This is a genomic window from Pseudanabaena sp. SR411 (assembly GCF_002251945.1).
Classification (GTDB): domain Bacteria; phylum Cyanobacteriota; class Cyanobacteriia; order Pseudanabaenales; family Pseudanabaenaceae; genus Pseudanabaena.
The window spans coordinates 1-22159 of the sequence record NZ_NDHW01000173.1 but is presented as its reverse complement, the minus strand read 5'-3'; the positions used below and the strand labels follow the sequence as shown (position 1 = coordinate 22159).

General features: G+C 43.5%; 16 protein-coding genes. 9 read left to right on the top strand and 7 right to left on the bottom strand.

Annotated features, from left to right (window positions below; translation table 11 throughout):
* Window positions 1-50: 50 nt before the first annotated feature.
* Window positions 51-1694 (bottom strand): GspE/PulE family protein, encoded by a 1644-nt coding sequence (locus B9G53_RS18055; RefSeq protein ID WP_094534787.1) that lies wholly within the window; start codon window positions 1692-1694, stop codon window positions 51-53.
* An 87-nt stretch (window positions 1695-1781) separates the two neighbouring features.
* Between B9G53_RS18055 and B9G53_RS18050 the strand changes: the two genes are divergently transcribed.
* Both B9G53_RS18050 and dnaK read left to right on the top strand, forming a co-directional pair.
* Entirely contained in the window at window positions 1782-2525 is a 744-nt protein-coding gene (locus B9G53_RS18050) for a pentapeptide repeat-containing protein (RefSeq protein ID WP_094534785.1), read from the top strand.
* 401 nt (window positions 2526-2926) lie between these two features.
* Window positions 2927-4828 carry a molecular chaperone DnaK gene (gene dnaK / locus B9G53_RS18040; protein WP_094534781.1) on the top strand — a complete coding sequence of 634 codons (1902 nt, stop codon included), beginning with the start codon at window positions 2927-2929 and terminating at the stop codon, window positions 4826-4828.
* Window positions 4829-4876: 48 nt separating this feature from the next.
* On the opposite strand, the gene B9G53_RS18035 is transcribed toward dnaK, so the two are convergent.
* The gene (locus B9G53_RS18035; RefSeq protein WP_094534779.1) at window positions 4877-5422 is read right to left on the bottom strand and encodes an NYN domain-containing protein; all 546 of its coding nucleotides are present in this window, start codon (window positions 5420-5422) and stop codon (window positions 4877-4879) included.
* Window positions 5423-5735: 313 nt separating this feature from the next.
* Between B9G53_RS18035 and recA the strand changes: the two genes are divergently transcribed.
* Entirely contained in the window at window positions 5736-6875 is a 1140-nt protein-coding gene (recA, locus tag B9G53_RS18030; RefSeq protein ID WP_094534777.1) for a recombinase RecA, read from the top strand.
* 144 nt (window positions 6876-7019) lie between these two features.
* Here the strand turns inward: recA and B9G53_RS18025 are convergent, their stop codons facing one another.
* Window positions 7020-9170, bottom strand: coding sequence for an IMS domain-containing protein (locus B9G53_RS18025; RefSeq protein ID WP_141211816.1), 2151 nt, complete (start codon window positions 9168-9170; stop codon window positions 7020-7022).
* Between the two features lie 228 nt (window positions 9171-9398).
* Entirely contained in the window at window positions 9399-10640 is a 1242-nt protein-coding gene (locus B9G53_RS18020; protein ID WP_254923711.1) for a TetR/AcrR family transcriptional regulator, read from the bottom strand.
* Between the two features lie 123 nt (window positions 10641-10763).
* Between B9G53_RS18020 and B9G53_RS18015 the strand changes: the two genes are divergently transcribed.
* The 6 genes from B9G53_RS18015 to cphA all read left to right on the top strand — a co-directional run bounded on the left by B9G53_RS18015 (window position 10764) and on the right by cphA (window position 18402).
* Window positions 10764-11627 (top strand): fatty acid desaturase, encoded by an 864-nt coding sequence (locus tag B9G53_RS18015; protein WP_094534771.1) that lies wholly within the window; start codon window positions 10764-10766, stop codon window positions 11625-11627.
* Between the two features lie 121 nt (window positions 11628-11748).
* Window positions 11749-12222: a GNAT family N-acetyltransferase gene (locus B9G53_RS18010; RefSeq protein WP_094534770.1), complete on the top strand. Its 474-nt coding sequence runs from the start codon at window positions 11749-11751 to the stop codon at window positions 12220-12222.
* Between the two features lie 241 nt (window positions 12223-12463).
* Window positions 12464-13135 carry a phosphate signaling complex protein PhoU gene (gene phoU / locus B9G53_RS18005; RefSeq protein WP_094534830.1) on the top strand — a complete coding sequence of 224 codons (672 nt, stop codon included), beginning with the start codon at window positions 12464-12466 and terminating at the stop codon, window positions 13133-13135.
* A 136-nt stretch (window positions 13136-13271) separates the two neighbouring features.
* The gene (locus B9G53_RS18000; RefSeq protein ID WP_094534768.1) at window positions 13272-14108 is read left to right on the top strand and encodes a carbon-nitrogen hydrolase family protein; all 837 of its coding nucleotides are present in this window, start codon (window positions 13272-13274) and stop codon (window positions 14106-14108) included.
* 174 nt (window positions 14109-14282) lie between these two features.
* Window positions 14283-15458, top strand: coding sequence for a GNAT family N-acetyltransferase (locus tag B9G53_RS17995; protein WP_094534766.1), 1176 nt, complete (start codon window positions 14283-14285; stop codon window positions 15456-15458).
* 355 nt (window positions 15459-15813) lie between these two features.
* Complete coding sequence (gene cphA / locus B9G53_RS17990; protein WP_094534764.1) at window positions 15814-18402, top strand: cyanophycin synthetase; 2589 nt, start codon at window positions 15814-15816, stop codon at window positions 18400-18402.
* Window positions 18403-18730: 328 nt separating this feature from the next.
* On the opposite strand, the gene B9G53_RS17985 is transcribed toward cphA, so the two are convergent.
* From B9G53_RS17985 to B9G53_RS17975, 3 genes are all read right to left on the bottom strand, one after another.
* The gene (locus B9G53_RS17985; RefSeq protein ID WP_094534762.1) at window positions 18731-20206 is read right to left on the bottom strand and encodes an alpha-amylase; all 1476 of its coding nucleotides are present in this window, start codon (window positions 20204-20206) and stop codon (window positions 18731-18733) included.
* A 772-nt stretch (window positions 20207-20978) separates the two neighbouring features.
* Window positions 20979-21299, bottom strand: a complete 321-nt coding sequence (locus B9G53_RS17980; protein WP_094534760.1) for a hypothetical protein — start codon at window positions 21297-21299, stop codon at window positions 20979-20981.
* Window positions 21300-21453: 154 nt separating this feature from the next.
* Window positions 21454-22159 (bottom strand): AI-2E family transporter (locus B9G53_RS17975; RefSeq protein ID WP_141211815.1); only part of this gene is annotated, 706 nt, incomplete at its 5' end.

Sequence of the window (22159 nt, the reverse complement as noted above, 5' to 3'; positions counted from 1 at the left end):
ATTATGCCAAAAACCAAATAGATGAAGGCGGCGCGAAGCTCCGCTTTCATCTACATTGCTATATCAAACATTTGACGTGGTAGTACCCGTAGAGATTCTTCCAATGTGGTTATTCCTGTTGAAATTTTCTTACGCACACTATGATGAAAAGGTTCATAACCATGATCTGCTAAATAGTCAACTAGTTCTGATTGAGTTCCTTCAGTCATGACTTTTCGTACTTGAGGGGTGACATCGAGTAACTCAAATATAGCCTCGCGTCCTAAATAACCTGAGCCAAAACAATGCTCACAGCCTCTACCAATGCGCCAATCCTGATATTTAACTTCCTGTACTGCCACATTGAGAAACTTTAGTTCTGCTTTTGTTGGTACATAGGATTCAGAACAGAAAGAACAAATTTTGCGGATTAGTCTTTGCGCGACTACCCCTAATAGAGATTCGGCAATCAAACTGGGATGCAGTCCTAAATCTTTCAATCGCGCCACTGTACTAACTGCATCATTGGTATGCATCGTTGATAGAACTAAATGCCCTGTCATCGCCGCCCGAATTGTAATTTCCGCAGTTTCCAAATCACGAATCTCTCCCACCATAATGATGTCAGGATCTTGGCGTAAAATCGACCTTAAACCTGAAGCAAAGGTTAATCCACCAACTTCCTGAACTTGACCTTGGGTAATATTCGATAAATTATATTCAACCGGATCTTCCATCGTAACGATATTGACTTTATCCGTTGCTAATACTTGCAGAGTGGCATATAGAGTACTAGTTTTACCTGAACCCGTTGGGCCAGTAACAATGATTAAGCCTTGGGGTTGAGATATCCAACTGCGATAAATATCTAATAATTGTTCTGTAAAACCAACATCTTCAAGGGTTGTCGTCAGCATTTTGTGACGTGGTAATAGTCGAATTACCGCCTTTTCGCCACCAACGCAAGGAAATGTGCTAACTCGCATATCTAAATCTAGATCAAGATTGTCCGCAGTAACGTAATGCTGAGTAACTCGACCATCCTGAGGACGACGACTTTCACCAATGTTCATGTTACTCATCACCTTGAGAGCCACAATTGTCTTTCGACTCACTTCGGGTGGTAGGATGCGGGTTGTCCTCAAAATGCCATCAATGCGATAGCGCACCCGCAAACCTGCCTCTGTCGGCTCTAGGTGAATGTCACTAGCTCGATGTTGAAGCGCAACGGAAATTAAGGCATTAATCCGATGGGTTTGATCAAGAGCTTGAGACAGGTAAATTTCAGAAATCTCATCTAAGTGCGCTTCTTCATTTGCCCCTGTGAGCGGATTTACAATGGGCGAGGCAATATTGCTGGGTTCAGGAAGATTTTGTCTGAGGAACCATAACAGATAACTTTCAGGAGAAATAGGTATATTTCTGATACCTGTTAAAGTTACATTACTCAGCTTTTTGATTTCTTCGCTGGTTAGTGGATGGGGTGAACCTAAATAAAAATAACCATGCCATAGCAGTAAAGGAATAATAGGAGGAAGGGATTTACGATCATCGAAGTGGTGAAAAAATCGATAGTTTACATCTTCATCCAGTAAGTCAATTCGCAGCCCCCCGCGTTTATCGACTAATAGCTGAAGCGCTTCTTCGCAAGTAATCTCTTGATTGCGGAGTTGCTTCCATACGGAAACTGGTGGATTTAGAGGTAATTCACTCATAATGCGCTCAAGGATATTTAATTCACGTTAAATTTAGTGAGAAAGATTCAAGAACTTTGGTGATGCTTTTTAATCTAGGAGGTGAGTATGTCTGATATACAACAATTACAACTACTAGCGAAAGGGGCAAAGGACTGGAATCATTGGCGAGATATCCATCCAGATGCATTGATCGCTTTAGAAAATGCTACCCTTAACGTTGCTGACCTTCGCTATGCCAACTTAAGTATGGCAAATCTCGAAGGGGCAGATCTATATCATGCGAATTTGATCGAGGCTAACTTACAATATGCCAAGTTAGCCAAAGCTACTTTGAACGGGGCGATCGCGACAGGTTCTCTTCATCATGCCGATCTTAGTGATGCGAATCTTTACAGTACTATTTTTACCTTTGCCGATCTGAGTCATAGCAATTTACAATCGGCTAATGCGATCGGCGCAAACTTTAACAGTACTAATCTCGAAGGAGCGAACTTACAAAATATCAATGCCAGTCATGCCATATTTTGGCAAGCAAATCTAAAAGATGCTGATTTACGTAATGCAGTTTTATGGAATGCCAAGTTGTACTGTGCGGATTTAGAGCGATCGCAATTACAAAATACAGATTTTAGTGGCGCAGATTTAAGCGGGGCAAATCTACGTGATGCAGATTTAAGTGGGGCAGATTTACGGGATGCGAATTTAAGTCGGGCTAATTTGGAAGGAGCAAACCTCCATAAAATCTGCTGGGGGAAAAATGTCAGTGGTCGTGATACTAATTGGAATAATGTGATTGGATTAATGGCTGCACAAAATGTGCCTACAGAGCTTTTATCATATAGCGCTTAGCGCTCAAAACCAAACGAAGAGATTTTTTGAAAGCGTTGCTTAGCAACACTTTCAAAAAATCTCTTGTGGTTCATTTGATCAGCCATTGCTGTAACTATAGCAATGCAAGTTTTGCTTAGGACATAAAACCCAAAAGATGAGTGGCGGAGCGAAGCGCCGCCACTCATCTTTTGGGTTTTGATTTTTGTCCGAGCTATCTCTTGCGTTGCTATATAACCAGTACGCTGATATGCCAAAAAGTCAAAGTAGCGCTTCGCGATCGCCTTTACTTTTAAGGATTGTACGGGAAACCCTACCAGATTAGGTAGAGTCCCCCTGATGTGCTAATCGGGAAAAGTAGTTAATCTGGTATGAGATTAAAGGATTAACACAAAAGTTAAAGTTTAGGAGTTGGAAGCCTTATGGCTAAAGTAGTTGGAATCGACTTAGGTACGACAAACTCAGTTGTCGCCGTCATGGAAGGGGGCAAGCCAACGGTGATTGCAAACGCCGAAGGCTTCCGTACCACACCCTCGGTAGTTGCTTACGCCAAAAATGGCGATCGCTTGGTTGGACAAATTGCCAAGCGTCAGGCTGTCATGAACACCGACAATACCTTTTATTCAGTAAAGCGCTTTATCGGCAGACGTTATGACGAAGTTAGTGGTGAATCCAAGCAAGTCGCATACAAAGTTTTGAAAGTAGGTGAAAATGTCAAAATTGACGCACCTGCGGTTAGCAAACAGTTTGCACCCGAAGAAATTTCTGCTCAAGTATTACGTAAGTTAGTTGACGACGCTAGCAAATATTTAGGCGAAACTGTCACCCAAGCAGTTATTACCGTTCCTGCATATTTCAATGACTCGCAACGTCAAGCTACCAAAGATGCTGGCAAAATTGCAGGTGTGGAAGTTCTCCGCATCATCAACGAGCCAACCGCCGCCGCACTGGCTTACGGACTCGATAGCAAGACCAATGAAACCATCCTCGTATTTGACCTTGGTGGCGGTACATTCGACGTATCGATCCTTGAAGTTGGCGATGGTGTGTTTGAAGTAATGTCCACCAGTGGCGACACCCACCTCGGTGGTGACGACTTTGACAAAAAGATCGTTGATTTCCTTGCGAATCAATTCCAGTCCGCAGAAGGCATTGACCTTCGCAAAGACAAGCAAGCATTGCAACGTCTAACTGAAGCTGCGGAAAAAGCGAAGATTGAACTTTCGAGTGTTACTCAAACCGAAATCAACCTGCCCTTCATCACCGCCACTCAAGATGGTCCTAAGCACTTAGATACCACCTTGACCCGTGCCAAGTTTGAAGAACTCTGCTCTGATCTCATAGATCGCTGCCGTATTCCCGTCGAACAAGCAGTCCGTGATGCCAAAATCGACAAGTCGAAGATTGATGAAGTCGTACTGGTTGGTGGTTCAACCCGTATTCCTGCGGTACAAGAAGTTGTTAAGAAGATTCTTGGCAAAGATCCTAACCAAAGCGTGAACCCTGATGAAGTAGTTGCGATCGGTGCAGCCGTCCAAGCTGGTGTATTGGCTGGTGAAGTCAAGGATATTCTCTTGCTTGATGTTACTCCTCTATCCCTCGGTGTCGAAACCTTGGGCGGCGTAATGACCAAGATCATTCCAAGAAACACCACCGTTCCTACTAAGAAATCAGAAGTCTTCTCGACTGCGGTTGATGGACAAAGCAATGTGGAAATTCATGTCCTCCAAGGTGAGCGTGAAATGTCCAACGACAACAAGAGCTTGGGAACCTTCCGTCTAGATGGCATTCCTCCTGCTCCTCGTGGCGTACCTCAAATTGAAGTTATCTTTGACATTGACGCAAACGGTTTGCTATCCGTAACCGCTAAGGACAAAGGAACTGGTAAAGTTCAAACCATCTCCATCTCTGGTGCTTCGACTTTGCCTAAGGATGAAGTTGAGCGCATGGTTAACGAAGCAGAACGTAATTCTGCGGCTGACAAAGAGAAGCGCGATCGCATCGAAGCGAAGAACCAAGCTGACTCCTTGGCTTATCAAGCTGAAAAGCAAATCAAGGATCTCGGCGACAAGGTTCCTGACGCTGATAAGACCAAGATCGAAGACTTGGTTAAGACTCTCCGTGAATCTATCGCTAAGGATGACCATGAAGCGATCGCTGCTCAAACTGAAGAATTGAAGCAAGCACTCTATGCTCTTAGCTCTTCGGTCTATCAGCAAGGTGGTGCCGAAGCCCCTACAGGTGCTGCTCCTGACGATGGAACTCGCGATGCAGCTAGTGGTGATGATGATGTCATTGATGCTGATTTCACAGAATCGAAATAGTTAATTCTAAAAAAGAGGGTGGGCGCTATGCGCCCACCCTCTTTTTTGCTAATTTAGACTATTGCGCCACTTCGCTAATTGAGCTTTAGTCTTACTATCAATGCGATTTCCTAAGAGATTACTAGTATTAGCCTTTTGTGGTTTTTGCCGACTTTGGACTGATCGCAGAGTTGCTTCCACTTCCTGTTCTAACGCAGTTGCCGATAACCACTCTGCCCCAAATCCGACTGCTGTAAGTTGCTGAGCGCGATCGGAAGTGACGACAATAATACGTTTTAAATGTCTGAGCGGATCGCGTCGGTATTTGCCACATTGACGCTCGATGTAAGTATCCGCAGTTTCATTATGGTCAGTAAAATATAATTTGAGGTTTTTCGTTATTCTTTCGGCTTTGGCAGGAGTTGCCTGTACATAGGCATCAAATACCAATGTGGTTTTATAGCCGTGATAGGCGCTAAAGTTGACCATCGTCTCAGTTAAATGCGATCGCGCAATATCAAACCCTTGCAGATCTCGCATCTCCTGCAAATGCCGCCACAGCCCAATCACGTTATAGCCGTCCACCAACATAACTGGTGGATGTTCCGAAGACATAATGGTAGACCGCTAGCTAGAATTACTTATCTCAATTCTGACATTAGACTTTACAAATGTTGCGTTTCTTTTATAGCAATCCTATTCGAGCATTAAATAATAGGGACTACGGTTAGCGCGAAGTCTAAACATGATCTGAGTTCAAAGACTTTGTAAATGTTGCGATTCTTTGAGTAAAAATATGTACAAATATCTAAATTCCAGCAGGAGTAAGGCAATCACTTGAATTTCAGTATAAGCTTAACACCTCAAAATCAAGAGCTTAGTGTCATAATGAGGCAGACTTATTAAACGAACTAAACCTCGAACAGCAATGGCGAAAAATTCTTCTGCAACGGCAAATAGTCAAGTTGATAAGACTGCTGCGATCGCCCAAGCGACCAAATCTAGCATCAGCCCTGAGAAAAAGAAGGCGCTTGATGCGATCATGCAAAAGATCGAAAAGGATCATGGCAAAGGCTCGATCATGCGTCTCGGCGATGCCACGAATATGCGCGTCGAAACCATCCCTAGCGGCGCATTACCCCTCGATCTTGCCCTTGGCGGCGGACTGCCCAAAGGACGGGTCATCGAAGTCTACGGGCCAGAAAGCTCAGGTAAAACTACTTTAGTACTGCACGCGATCGCTGAAGTCCAAAAACGTGGTGGCATTGCCGCCTTCGTCGATGCCGAACATGCATTAGATCCAACTTATGCGGCGGCTGTGGGGGTTGATATTGATAACTTGTTGATTTCCCAGCCAGACTCAGGAGAAATGGCTCTAGAAATCGTCGATAACCTTGTGCGATCGATGGCAGTAGATATCATTGCGATCGACTCAGTAGCTGCCCTCGTCCCCCGTGCTGAAATCGAAGGTGAAATGGGTGCATCCCATGTTGGTTTACAAGCACGTTTGATGAGCCAAGCTCTCCGTAAGATCACCGCCAATGTTGGTAGATCCAATTGCATCGTCATTTTCTTAAACCAGTTGCGCCAAAAAATCGGCGTATCCTACGGTAGTCCTGAAGTCACGACAGGTGGAACTGCTCTAAAATTTTATGCTTCAGTACGTTTAGATATTCGTCGTATCCAAACCCTGAAAAAAGGTACAGAAGAATTTGGGATTCGCGCCAAGGTCAAGGTTGCTAAAAATAAAGTTGCCCCACCTTTCCGTATTGCCGAATTTGACATTATTTTTGGTAAGGGGATTTCCACCCTCGGCTGTCTGGTCGATCTTGCCGAAGAAATGAGTATCATCGTGCGTAAGGGCGCATGGTATAGCTATCAAGGCGATAACATTGGACAGGGCCGAGACAACACGATCAAATACATGGAAGACAAACCAGAGTTTGCCCAAGATGTAGAGCGTCAAGTTCGGGAAAAACTCTCCGCAGGTGTCGCAGTTTCAGCAACCAAAGTTGTACCTGAAGAAATTGAGCCTGAAGATGATGATGTCCCACCAGAAGACTTCTAAAACTTTTTACAGCGCTTGGCGCTCAAACCTAAACCAAGAAAAATTTTGAAAGTGTTGCAAAGCACCACTTTCAAAATTTTTCTTGTGGTTCGTTGGATTGGTAATTACTATAAAACAAAGGAGGCGCTTAGCGCCTCCTTTGTTTTAAAAGACTAACATTTCCCTAATTAGCCACTTGTTATCTTTTTTTACTAAGTCATATTCAACCGTATAGCTAGCATCATCCTTTGATGCACCTCGATCAAGCTCACCATTATAGAAATAATTTCTTGATTCCGATATTTTAGCGATAACCTTCGCTTTACTATCGCCATCGGGAGTAACACTATCAACTTCGCTCGATTTTGTTTGATACTGTAAGTAAGAGTTACTAGATTTAAGTTCTTTAGCGCGTCCTTTCCAGTCGCTAAGAGCAGGATCAACTAAAACTTCTTCCAAGAGACTGTCCTCATAGTCTTTACCCAAAGCTTTTGATTTAGTTGCTTGCCATGCTTCGATGAGCTTGGTCGCAGTTTCTTTATCTAAGGGCCCTGGCTGAGCAATTGGTGCGGCATTAGTTTCTTTGATGGCTTGGACTAGAGTTGTGATTGGTTTCTCTAGGGTTACAGGCTGTGGTTGGGTTGAACCACTTAACGCCCGAACAGCCCAAACAACTAAACTAATACATCCAGCTAGCAAAGCGATCGCCACCACAATTACCGTGACTAAACGCCCGACATTAAATTTACGTTTTGGTGGCACTGCATGAGTTGAAGTATGAGCTTGAGAGGGACGTTTGATTTCCTTAACAGACTCATTAACGTTTCTGATCGGTGGTACATGACTGGAACGACGTGAACTAGGCAGATCTCGCGCTACATTCCCAGTGCCATTGGCATTCACATAGGCAGGTCGCTCAATTACAGGAGTTGCCGATCGCTGGAAACGGTTAGGAGTCTCAGGGGCGTAGGTAGAAAGTTTTGGCTCAGCAACAGTGCTTTTCGCAGGATTAAGATCAAAATCACGATTTACATTTGGCGAATCATCGAGAGAAGACATCGCTGCTAAGCGATCGCCACCCACGGGCGAAGTCCATTCCGATGACATTGCGCCAGTATTCGGTAATTCTTCTAGGTAGGCTTGCACTTGTTCGTCAGCAAAATAATCCTTGAGCGAGACGATTTGGCTCATCAGATCGCGAAAATGCGGATAGACCTCTTCTTGGAGCCAGCGTTCGCTATAGAGACATAGCCCAGGTAACAGATCGGGCGCACCTTCAGAGTTTTGGCGGATGAAAGCAATTTGATCCTCTTCAGCACTCTGCTCGATCGCCGCACTTGCTTCTTCTGTTTGCCCCAGCAACAAAGCACATACTGCTTTTTCTAGATAAATATCTTGCTTAGCACTGAGTTTGACTAGCAAGCCCTTAGCACGACGGATCAAAGCTGGTTGGCGCTGAGAAAATCCACGCGCAATTAAAGCATATACAGCGAGATAGGTTGCGACCGAAGATGGACGACGCGCTTCTTCTTCGAACAGGGTTTGCTGCTCGATCGCCGTCATGTAGCTGCGTAATTGCTGAATGAACCGCAAAAAGTCATCAATGCCGAGGCTGGAATAATCATTACCTGAGCCATCAATGCCGCGCCTTGCATCAAGCATCTCTTGCAAAAGCGACATGCCTTTGCGATGTTCATTGGTGTGATTGTCAGGTGAGGCTAACAATTCGAGGATGCGATAGGGACGAAGGCGAAATAGATCGGCTTGGATTTCACTGCGAATACTAAGAAATAATCCTTCCCGCAATAAAATTTCTTGGGCAGATTCTAGGGATGATGCAGCAGTTTCATACTGCCCCTGTTTCCAATATTCACGACCGAGATCTAGATAGGACAGAGATACAGATAGCAGAAGGTCGGGATCATGGGGAGAAATTCTAGCGGACTGATACTCCGCTTCTTCAGGATCGTAGTAGGGCTTAGCAAGGGATAAAACTTTTTCGGATTCGCCGAGTTCGTACAAAATCAGTAATAGTCCAGCAAAGTCTTTTTCGTCAGCTTCAATCTGAGGCGGCAATGTTAATACTGGGCGATCACTTTCAGGATCTAATACATCACTTGCTTCACTAGGAATTGCGCGTTCAGTCAGAGTTTCATAAGCTTTATCAATAATGCGCTTGCGAGAGGCGATCGCGGCATCAGAATATTCTCGCCTTGGCATAGAGAGCAGGCGATCACGATGGGCTTGATGAATTTTATCTAGCCCTGACAGGTGTGTTAAACCAAGGATTCGGTAACAGTCTAGGGGAACTCTCACTTTGCTTTTCTACCCGAAACTTTAATTGAAAATGCCGATCTGAACTCCGATAATACCAACCTGTTTGCCTCTCAAATCAAAGATGCTCCGTATCTAATGCACTGAGAACATTTGATGCAATGTACTCAATTTTTTAAGTACATTAAACGCCCGAATTATACACTAAGTTCATCAACTTGGTGAAAATAGCTAAAAAAGTCAAAGCAGCCATTGGGGCTGCTTTGACTTTTAAGAGTCAAGGGCGATCGCTTTATCAATGGCTAACTTTTGATTGAGGCGGATTTGATAAGCTTGCAGTTCTTTAGGTTTGATGCCACTAATGAGGCTAAAGCTATCCACATCAATGCCACGAGATAACATTTCGATGCACCAAGTATGACGGGCTTGATCAATAGTTAGGGGTGAGCCATCGAGATTGCGATAGGGCTGTGTCCAACGCTCCCACATTTGTTCGATTTCTTCTAATGACAAGAGCTGGCGATCGCTACTGAGAAATAAAAACTCAATGTCATTACTGTTTTTTATATCTTTTAAATCATTCTTGAGATCATTTTTACGAGTCTTGAGATAGGCACTGAGGGGATTATTGGTTGCGGAGCCGTAGCGATGACCAAGAATTTTTTGATTGATTGGTACGGATCTTTCATTACCAGAAGCGTCCTTAGTTCGTAAAATCCCATGATTAGCATGATGCTGATAGTCCGTTAGACATAGGCGCGTAACATCAAGCGCTGTGATCCCTGCTCCAAATAATAAATAGGCGATCGCATAGTCCTTTACCCCACATTTCTTCGCTTGCTGAAGAATTTCCCGAACAGTCTCCGCAGGGATATCAATAATTGGTTTTGCTTGAGAGATGGGGATGACTTCTTGGACAAACATATCCACCAAAGTACTCACAAACTCATCGCGATCGCGCCAAATTGTCTGGACATCACTGGTTAAAGTAATTACGGCATAGCCCAAAATACAAGTATTTAATAAGTTCGCCAGCTTAATTGGCGGCAAAGAATATTGCAAGCGCGAATTAATCAGCACATCATGGATGGCTGTAGCGATCGTTTGATTGACTTGATTAATGCCTTGGGCAAGTGCTTGACGACTCTCTAGGGGGTATTGTCCTGCCTCCCCAACAAGCGATCGCACCAACTCAGGCACGCTTTCAATCGCCCGCAACGAACTCTGAATGTAATATTTGAGAAATCTCCGCAAATCACTCTGACTAGAGATATCTGACACCATGAGCGACTCTCCCACTTGCGCCAACACCAGATATTTTTGCAGACATTCTTGCAATACAGCTAGCAATAACCCATGTTTATTTCCAAAATGCCGAAATAGAGTTACTTCATTGACCTGAGCGAAGTCCGCGATTTGGCGCGTAGTTGTCTCGGTGATTCCTTTGCTAGCAAACAACTCTAGGGCTGTATTGACTATGCGTTGACGAGTAGGAATTCGAGATACAGACATGAGAGCATGTACCATTGAGATGATTTGCAAGTGCTACTTGCATTATTGCTTAAAAAACAGTTAGACTTAACATAACTGTAAGTGATACTTGCATCTCCTCACCACCCTTTAAGTTGTTATTTCATGACCGCCACTACTGAAGCCATCTCAAAAGAACAAAACCTGAACTGGACAAATGTTGCCTTCTTCAGTGCTTTTCATCTCGCTGCCCTAGCTGCGCCTTTTTACTTCTCATGGCAAGCTGTAATCCTTACAGTTTTCTTGCATTGGTTATTTGGCAGCATCGGCATCACTTTAGGATATCACCGCTTACTTAGCCATCGTAGCTTTCAAGTGCCTCAGTGGTTGGAATACATCATCGCCACAATTGGAGCATTAGCGCTTCAAGGTGGGCCCGTATTTTGGGTGGGCGGACATCGCCAGCATCACGGTTTTACAGAAGACAATCAAAAAGATCCTTATTCGGCAAATAAAGGCTTTTGGTGGAGCCACATGATGTGGATCATGTACTCCAAGCCTGAGCATTTTCAACGTTCAAACTACAGCAAATTTGCACCTGATCTTGCTAACGACCCTTACTATAAGTTTCTAGATGTCTACTTCCTATTGTTGCAAATCCCCCTCGCAGCGTTACTTTATGTAATTGGCGAAAAGGTTTTCTCTGGGCTAGGTGTATCGTTCTTGGTTTATGGCGTGGCTGTACGCTCCGTAGCTCTATGGCATAGCACTTGGTTGATTAACTCGGCTTGCCACAAATGGGGTTACAAGAATTTTGCTGAGACTCCTGATCATTCCACAAACCTTTGGTGGGCAGCAATTTTGACCTATGGCGAAGGCTGGCACAACAATCACCACGCTTTTCCTAAGTCTGCAAGGTCTGGGCTGAAGTGGTGGGAAATCGATCCAACTTGGGGCGTAATCAATCTTTTGCAAGCAGTTGGCTTGGCGAAGAAAGTCTACTTACCTGAGCCTTGGCAAGCTAAATAAAAAAGAAAGGGCGCTTAGCGCCCTTTCTTTTTAGGGATCTAGCAAAAATAGATACATTGACGGGATTAGTAGTGTGTAAACCTAATTCAAAATGGTTTAATCAGTGCGGAAATATAAGCATATGGATCATCGCCACATTCGCTTTAGCGATCGCCACGAAGAAGTTGATTTAGAACAGTTGCAAGGATTATTTCGATTGGGAGCTTTTTGGGCAAAGGAGCGAACTTTAGCAGGATTAGCGATTGCAATTTCTAACTCCAAGCCAGTCGTAACTGTGTGGGATGGCGATCGATTGATTGGACATGCTCGCGCCACTAGTGACGGTATTTATCGAGCGACAATTTGGGATGTGGTGATCGATCCTGACTATCGTGGTGCGGGGCTAGGACGCAAATTAGTGCAAACGGTGTTATCGCATCCTAATGTCTGCAATGTTGAGCGCGTTTATTTAATGACGACCCACCAACAAAAGTTTTACGAACAGATCGGCTTTGAGCAAAATTCTTCAAGCACATTGGTTTTATTTAATCGTGCTTGTGATCGCGATCGGCATCTTACAACTTCTGAGCTAGCTCAATCTACAATTAATTTCTAGGTTTGCCATAGTATTGATAAATACTTGCAAAGACTAAAATATATGTGACTATTTATATACATATAGACTTATAGAAGAGTACGGGAGTGCAAAAACTCACTCTAATATGGTCTAGGTCTAAGGCTTCGCTCGGTCAAAGAGGTCTGAACGAAGTCTAGCCTCCAGATAATATCCAACCTTTTTGCCAACCTTTTCAGATCGCTATAGCTTTTTATTATCCCATTTCATTTGGTGGGAGCCAATGCTCGAAACTTCATCTCAAAGTCAGAAACGGACAAGGAGCGAATTTGAACGCCAACTGCATCGCCTAGAACAAGATTCTTTGCGAATGGGTGCACTTGTCGAAAACTCATTTCTTTTAGCTCATGCTGCTCTATTTGAGAGAGATCTTGAATCAGCGACCCGTATTGAGTCCCAAGACAAACAAATTGATCAGATTTATCGCCAAATCGAAATGGAGTGTATCAGCTTAATCGCGCTACAGTCCCCAGTTGCTCGTGATCTAAGGCTTTTGAGCGCTCTCATGCAATTGATCCGAGATATTGAGAGGATTGGTGACTATGCGGAAAACTTAGGTGATATTGCAATTAAGCTTTTTCCTTATCCACCATCCCCCTATCTAGGGGAATTGCAAGTCATGTCTAATCGCTGTCGGGCTATGCTTGCTATGAGTTTAGAAGCGTTAGCTAATCTGGATGAAAATATTGGTTTACAAATTAAGGCGAAAGATGATGCGGTTGACGATGATTATAAGCAGATCTATAACCTCCTCGCTTCTCAAAGGCTATTTGGTGAACCCATGGAACCTGTAATGTTGATGGTATTAGCAATTCATCACTTGGAACGCATGGCTGATCATGCGACTAATGTTGGGCTTCGCGTTGCATATATCGTTACTGGCAAACTTGGCTAAACCAAAAAATGAGAGGAGGCTTTGCGCCTCCTCTCATTTTTTGGAGAGTTATAAAAAACTAGCGCTATAGCAAGGTAATCTAAGTTAAGTGCTTTACGGCACATCTGATTTATGTGGGAAAGTTTTAAGGATTGAAATGAAGTCATATTTGGCGGCTGCCGTACAAATGACCAGTGTCTCTGATGTAGATAAAAATCTTGCTCAAGCAGAAGATTTGATCCAACTGGCAGTGAATCGAGGTGCAGAACTAGTTTGCTTACCTGAAAATTTTTCGTTTTTAGGAGATGAGAGCGAAAAGACAAGGCTTTCTACAGAAATTGCAGAAAAGAGCGAGAAGTTTTTAATTACGATCGCTCAACGCTATCAAATCTTGTTACTTGGTGGTGGATTTCCTGTACCTGTTACTGACAGCTACAATGGCAATCAGGGCAAAATGTACAACACGGCTCTACTGATTGGTCGCGAAGGCGAAGAACTAGCGCGTTATCGCAAGATGCATCTATTTGATGTCAATCTCCCTGATGGCAATACTTATCAGGAGTCAGCAACAGTGCTCGCGGGTACTGAGTCTCCGCCTGTATATTTCTCGGAGAAATATGGCAACTTGGGGCTATCAGTTTGCTATGATGTGCGGTTCCCAGAGCTTTATCGCCATCTATCCCAACAAGGCGCAAATGTATTGTTTGTTCCTGCGGCTTTTACTGCTTTTACTGGCAAAGATCACTGGCAAGTCTTATTACAAGCTAGAGCAATCGAAAATACCAGCTATGTGATTGCCCCTGCACAGGTGGGGATGCATACGCCGCGCCGCCAGTCCCATGGACACGCGATGATTGTTGATCCTTGGGGAATTGTCCTCGCGGATGCAGGTGATCGCATTGGTGTAGCGATCGCGGAAATCCAACCCTCACGTCTTGACCAAATTCGTCGCCAGATGCCATCTCTACAACATCGCACCTTTTCCTGTTCTTAAGAAAAGGCGGTGCTTTGCACCGCCTTTTCTTTTTGGGCAATATTCATAGGATATGTATTAAAATCATAAACAATGGGTGATGCTGGTTTTTTAAGAAATTGCCCCAAGCTAGATCCTCATATTTCAGGCTAATATCCCTAAGCCTTATCAATTCTTTCTCTGGCATAAGCAGCTATGCAACCTTTTCCAGTGCTTGGTAACACGATCCGTCCGCTACAACATCGCGACTTAGAGTTTATTCAGCGATTTGCATCGCCCAATGATCTCGAACAGATTGCGGTCAGCGATCTTAGCGGTTGTCGCAGCCGCCAAAAAATCAGCTTACACCAGCTAGCTAGTTGGTTACCTGCGCCTGTGCAAACCCTGCTCAAGCCCTATGTAAGAGCCTATGTTTCCGAATGTAATGGCATTATCCAAGGCTTTATTCGGGTTTCACCTTTTAATAACAACAGTAGTACTTGGCAGATTGATCGCGTCGTGGTTTTGCCAGAAGCTCAGAATGGTCAGCACAATGTTGGTACACAACTGATTCGCTACTGCCTCGAGTCTTGTCTAGAGGCAAGAACTTGGGTATTACAGGTTGACATTAACCAAAAAGATACGATCGCTCTCTATCGTCAAAATGGCTTTCAGCCCCTCGCGCAATTTACTGATTGGGAAATTGATACGGCAAGTCTGCACGAACTCGCTCAACATTCTCCTGATCTGCCAAATCTGATGCCCGTGAGTAATGCGGATGCTAGCTTGCTTTATCAACTTGATACCGCCGCGATGCCTCCACACATTCGCCAAGTTTACGATCTCAATGTTGATGATTTTCGAGCCAAGACGATCGACAAACTGGTTAATCATAGTTCTTTGCTGATTAATCATTTACAGGATGTGTCGGGCTATGTCTATGAGCCACAACGCAAAGCGGCGATCGGTTATTTTTATCTGCTATTGCAGCGTCCAACCGTCAATCAGCCCAATGAAAAACTAGTTCATCATTGCCAGCTAACAGTTCACCCCGCCTACACATGGCTTTATCCTGAACTTACTTCACAAATTGCCCAAATTGTCACGAAGCAATCTCCTGAGAAATTATCTGAGCATGTTAGTCTCCAACTATCTTCGGCAGATTATCAACCCGAACGTGAAGATTATTTAGAAAGTATTCATGCCCAACGTCAAGGACATTCTTTGCTAATGGCGCGTTCAGTCTGGCATAAGATTCGGGAGACTAAACCTGTCCTTGATGGCTTACAACTTTCACGCATGTTGTCAGGTTTACAGCCTACTCAAAAGCCTATCCCAGGCCGAATCGAGACTTTACCTCAACAGCATCAACATACTGATGAGTCACTTTAACTTTAAGTAGATGAGCATAATTAATTACAAACCCAACCCTGTAAAGTTGCGCCCCGCAGGGGTACAACTTTACAGGGTTGGGTAATTTATTCAGGTACTTAGATGTGAGGAGAGATCGCTTGATCAAGCTATGGAAATCGTGTCATAGATTTGTTATTCAAACTTTTTCTTGCCATAGGTTTAATAACAAATTGCGATCTGCTTCAGCACAATATGCTAGAAGAAACTCACTTAATGAAGTTATTGTTAACTGATCTAATTTTGGTTCAATTTATACAAAATGAAGATCCACAAGATCGCTAGGATTAGACACTGGACATTTAGGCATTGGATGCACCTTTAAAAACGCTTGACTATGAAAATTCTCAAAATCCAGACATTACGTGGTCCAAATTATTGGAGTATCCAACGACATCAGCTTGTAGTTGTGCGATTAGATTTAGAGGATTTTCAAGTACAACGAGCTAGCTTTTATCAAAATTTATGCAAAGTGTTGCCAAGCTTTGCGGGGAAAGACATAGCTCAGCGACCAGATATCAGTGACGCTGATTTTTTAGCGGAAATTGTTAAAGATATTGCGATCGCCCTCCAAGGCTATGTGGGCATGAAGGTTGATTTTGGAGCCATTAAACAGACTGTTGAAAAAAATGTCTATCAAGTAGTATTTGAGTATCAGACCGAGGGCGCAGGAAGGTATGCCGCCCGCGCCGCGATACGGATTTGCACCAGTATTTTAGAGACAGGAACCTATGCAACTGCTGAATTGCAAGAAGATCTCAAGGATTTAAGAGATATTCGCCTTGATGGTCAGCTAGGACCAAGCACTGAGTCAATTGTCGCTGAAGCTAAAGCAAGAAACATTCCTTGGTTAGAGCTTGGTAGCAGAGCCATGATTCAACTTGGTTATGGTGTACATCAAAGTCGGATTCAAGCAACTTTATCCAATAAAACGGGGATTTTAGCGGTAGAGCTAGCCTGTGATAAGGAGGGGACAAAGAGCATTTTACGTGCTTCAGGAATACCCGTACCAAGGGGAACGACGATCCGATCGCCTAAATATCTAGAGGATGCAATCGCTGAGGTTGGTGGATTCCCCATCGTCATCAAGCCTTTAAATGGCAACCATGGACGTGGCATCACCATTGATGTGCGTACTGTGAAAGAAGCGATCGCCGCCTTTGACATGGCGCAGGAAGTATCAGAAGAAGTAATTATTGAGCGTTTCCACACAGGGCGCGATCATCGCATATTGGTGATCAATGGCAAATTTGTCGCCGTTGCTGAGCGCGTTCCTGCCAACATCACAGGTGATGGGGTCTCTACCATCTCTCAATTAATTGAAATTACCAACCAAGATCCCCGTCGTGGCGATGGTCATGATAATGTCCTGACCCGTATTGAAATTGATCGCACCAGCATGGATATTCTTGTCAGACAAGGATTTACGCTGGAATCTGTACCACCCAAGGGTCAAATCTGCTATCTCAAGGCAACAGCCAACTTAAGTACAGGTGGTGTATCGGTTGATCGCACCGATGAGATTCACCCTGAAAATATCTGGCTAGCCGAGCGCGTGGCAAGAATTATTGGTCTGGATATTGCAGGGATCGATATGGTCACTGAGGACATTTCCTTACCTGTGCGCGAGACTGATGGGGCGATCGTCGAGGTAAATGCTGCGCCTGGTTTCAGAATGCATACGGCTCCTAGCATTGGTACACCCCGCAATGTGGCTGCGCCAGTTATCGATATGCTGTTCCCCACGGGATCACCTACTCGTGTTCCCATCGTCGCCATCACAGGAACAAATGGTAAAACTACTACCACGCGACTAATTGCCCATATTTTCAAGCAAACTGGCAAGCGAGTTGGTTACACTACTACCGATGGGATCTACATTGGTGAATGCTTAGTCGAGAAAGGCGATACTACGGGTCCCTATAGCGCCCAAGTAATTCTTCGCGATCCCACCGTTGAAGTTGCGATCCTTGAAACTGCTAGAGGCGGTATTTTGCGCTCAGGTTTAGGGTTTGATGGCTGCGATGTCGGTGTAGTGATGAACGTAGCTGCTGATCACCTCGGTATTGGCGACATTGACACAATTGAAGACTTGGCGCAACTCAAGAGCGTAGTGGTGAAGACGACTCTACCAAGCGGCTATGCAGTGCTAAATGCTGAGGATCCATTGGTTGTTGCCATGGCACAAGCAGTGCAGTCCAAGATTGCGTATTTCAGTATGAATCCTGAGAATCCATTGATTAAGGCACATATTGCCGAAGGTGGACTTGCTGCCGTCTATGAAGACGAATTTCTGACAATTTTGAAAGGTGATTGGAAATTGCGGATTGAAAAAGCAGTAAATGTACCTCTAACTCTCGGTGGACGGGCTGCTTTCAACATTCAAAATGCCCTAGCGGCTAGTTTAGCGGCTTTCGCCCAAGATGTGCAGATCGAGCAGATTCGCCAAGGTTTAGCCACCTTTGTCGCTTCTAGTGAGCAAACCCCCGGACGGATGAATTTGTTTGACCTAGGTAAGTATCACGCGCTGGTTGATTATGCTCATAATCCTGCGGGATTTAAAGCGATCGCTGATTTTATCCAAAAATGGGAAGGTGAAGCGATCGGCGTGATTGGCGCACCTGGCGATCGCCGCGATGAGGACATCATTGAGCTAGGACAACTGGCAGCGACCATGTTTAGTCGCATTTTTATTAAAGAAGACAAGGATTTGCGGGGACGCGCTCCTCGTGTGGTGGCTGATTTGTTGCGTCAAGGAATCGAAGAAGTGGATAGCAATATCCCCTGTATTACAATTCTTGACGAATCGGAAGCGGTCACAGCCGCCTTAGATAGCGCCCCTCAAAGTAGTTTAGTTGTGGTATTTCCTGACAAAGTGGATCAGGCAATTAGCATTATTGAGTCTCGAAAATCTAAATTGCAATAATAGAGCAAATAAAAGCAAAAAAAGAATGGCGACTCTTTGCGTTGCCATTCTTTTTTTGCTTTATGTCTTGAGTAAAACAAAGTATAACTTTTGGTAGTCCTAAAAAGGTAAGGATAGGCGGCGCTTCGCGCAGTCTATCCTTACCTTTTTAAATCCTTTCCTTTGCAGGACTACCTAACTTTGGCACTGGACAGCTAATTAGTGATAGAGCGATGAAGCTGTTGATTGGCAAGGCTTTACAAGTAAATTGCGACTAAAGCCTGAAATCGTTGCCAGATAGAGGTTACAGCTTGATATCACTAATTAGTGAGCCAGCGCCCTAACTTTTTTACTTTTTAATCCATACGGATACAGAGCCACCATTGCAACGAAACTCGGCCCAACCTTCATCGTTGGTTGTTACAGGCTCATCGACATGCTCAGTGATATCAATATAGGTACTATTTGGATGTCCAATATTCATCCATTTTCGTCCATCATCACCATTACTTAGCACTACCGCCATCCCACCAGAATGCTCGTCATCTCCCAATCTTGTCCAGCCAATCGTATTAGGATGGTCAAAATAGTCAATCTGATCGCCATAGCAGTAGGTTTGCCGAACTAAAAGGAACTTATCAAGTAACCATTGGTGGCTATCCATCCAAATTTCGTACTCATTGCCATCTTTTCCCCAATCTTTGTAATGTGCGCCGTAGTAATCACCGTAAAAAATACAAGGATATCCTTCACGTCGGAGCAAAATTAGTGCATAGGCAAGGGGCTTAAACCAAGACTCGACGATTGATTCTAATGATTGCAGTGGTTGAGAGTCGTGGTTTTCTACCAAGGTAACTGCAAGAGTTGGTTGATCTTTGACCAAGGTATTTTCAAAGATTTGGCTGAGGTCATAATCTTTGCCAGCTTGACTAGCAAGATGGAAATTTAGGTGTAAAGGTGCATCGAATAGATCAACTTTGCCTTCGGTAACCTCAATGAAATTATGCAAAGCCTCAACTTCGTAAGACCAATATTCTCCTACAGCAAATAAATCACGTTTGGCATAATGACGCACATGCTCTAACCATTCTTGAAAGAATTCTGCGGAAACATGTTTGACCGCATCAAATCGGAAGCCATCCACATGAGTAGTATCATAAATCCACTCTCCCCAATATTTGAGTTCTCCCTGTACTTCAGAATTTTGCATATCAAGGTCGCAACCCATTAAATAATCAAAATTACCTTTTTCGAGATCAACATTTTGGTCAAAGGATTTGCCCTTGAGTAAGTAGATAGCATCTTCCCCTTCGTTGTAAACGTTGTAATCGATCGCATCAAAATGCCACCAATGCCATTCCATTGTTGAATATTTGCCCTTGCGACCTTCAAAGGTGAAATGCGTCCAAGCCTTGATCTTTTGATACTCACCGATCGCCTGATTGCGATTTTCCATGCTAAATGGTGTTGCTTCTACTTCTTCTGTCTGATCGGCTCCCAGTTTGTGATTAAACACTACATCAGCATAGATATGAATTCCTGCTTTCTGGGCAGCTTTGATAGCGCGAATATATTCGTCTTTAGTGCCATATTTAGTTCGGATGGAACCCTTTTGGTCAAACTCCCCAAGGTCAAACAGGTCATAAATGCCATAACCCACATCCATTCCTCCACCTGTGCCTTTATAGGCAGGTGGCAACCAAAGGGAAGTAATGCCAATTTTCGCTAATTCCTCGGCTTTCTCAGCTAACTGATTCCATAGGCTCCCATCATCTGGCAAGTACCAATGAAAGTACTGCATCATCACACCATTCTGGTCAGACATTGTTACATTCTCGGTGTAAGGGTAAAAAACAAACTAGAAGCAAGAAAATTCTTGCTTAATTGCGAGATCCTCTAAGCAATAAATTCTTGGGGATCACACCTGAATAACGTATAAAAGTAAATCTAGACTATTTTAGCAATTTAAGATTTCACTCTATGGACATAAGGGCTTTTAATCATCTGTCTTCAAAAGTATTAAGACAAATCAAACATCAAAGAGCAAATAGGACTCTTTATATTCAGATCTGCTTTTTCCTAATGACAATGACGTTTTGCGCCTACTCTGATTGTGTTTTAACGAAGGATGAGATCGCTTCATCTACTAGCTAAATACTATTTGTTACATTTTATTTCGTAGTTCATCAAGTCACTCATTTCATTCCATAAATCAACCACACTTTTGCAAATGTAAGTGGCTGAGTTTCAACTGATGTTTCGTGGAAGTATAGCCAAGCAAGAGATAGCTAGGACAAATCAAAACTTACATTGCTATAAGCTATGTGATGCCTGATGTTTTGGGATGGTAGCCCTACAGGATCTAAAATGCGATTCAGCTAGAAATTCATCATCTGAGTTCCACGTAACATCAGAGATCATGACAGCGCTTTGCGCTTAAACCCAAACAAAAGAGATTATTGAAAGCGTTGCTTTGCAACGCTTTCAATAATCTCTTTGTGGTTCATTTGATCAGGAATTGCTGCAAAAATAGAAGATTGAGAAGATTCAAATTAAGAAAATATATTTCCTTAGAGAACTTTGCAATAACATTTCAATTAAAATTCTTCGATTTCTAATTGTCCAACAATAAAAGCGACACAGCCGAAAGCACAGGTAATCGGTAAGGGGTTCTTGAGGATAAAGCTAAAGATTGAGGCTAAACAAGAAATGGCGATCGCTGCAAATGTCCAAGTCTTTTCATCATCACTCATTCCCTTGGCATTTTTAATGGCTCGAAGTGTATCGTTAGGAATTGGCAATGGCATTACAGAACTAGGTGGAAATGCCCAGTAATTGCAGCAACGTTCCACAAATAGGTCAGTCCAACCATTTTCTTGACACCATTCGTCAATCCATTCATCCCGAAAACGCTTCATATGCACAAATTATTCAGTAGTTCTCTAAATAGAGAAACATGAGCGGCGCTTGATTGCTACTCATGTTTCTTTTACTTAGGTTAACAGGAGATCTATTGATTGGGGTATAAGTTACAAAAACTTAAAGGTAAGAGGGTATATTTTACCCTCTTACTCATTTGATTGAAACTTCAGTGTGAACTTCAGAGATCGCCTCAACCGTGGGCGGACTATTCACACCGCGAATTGTGTCGAAAGTCCCTTTGATAAAACCTGCGATCGGCACAGCTACCAATAAACCTAAAACACCATTTAACTTAAAGCCAATATCAAGAGAAATTAGCATCCAGACAGGATTTAACCCCGTTAACTCGCCAACAATTCGAGGACCTAGTACATTCTCCACAATCTGAATAATTGCTACGGCAACTAGTAAAACCTTGACTCCGAGCCAAAAATTTTGTAGGGCAATTAATAGGCTAACGGTGATAATTGTGCTAGAGCCGCCAAGGGGAATTAAACTGGCAATGCCGATACCAAAGCCAAAAAGTTGGGCAAGGGGAACCCCTAAAATTAGCATAGCGGTAGTTTGCGACACACCGAGGATCGTTGCTAAAGTTACCTGTCCAACAATAAAACGCTCAAAATTACGCGGCAATAAATTTCGAACTTGATCGTTCCATTTTTGAGGTAGCCAACTGAGCAAGCCATTCCATAGAAATGAGCCACGTAGGACAAGAAAAATCGAGAATATCAAAGTTAAGAAGATATTTACAAGACTACCGATCGCTCCAAAGACAATACTAAAAAGTTGACTAGTCAGCGATCGCAAGACACCCGTTAACTTTTCGATTAGTTGATTGAAAGTACTACTGATATCG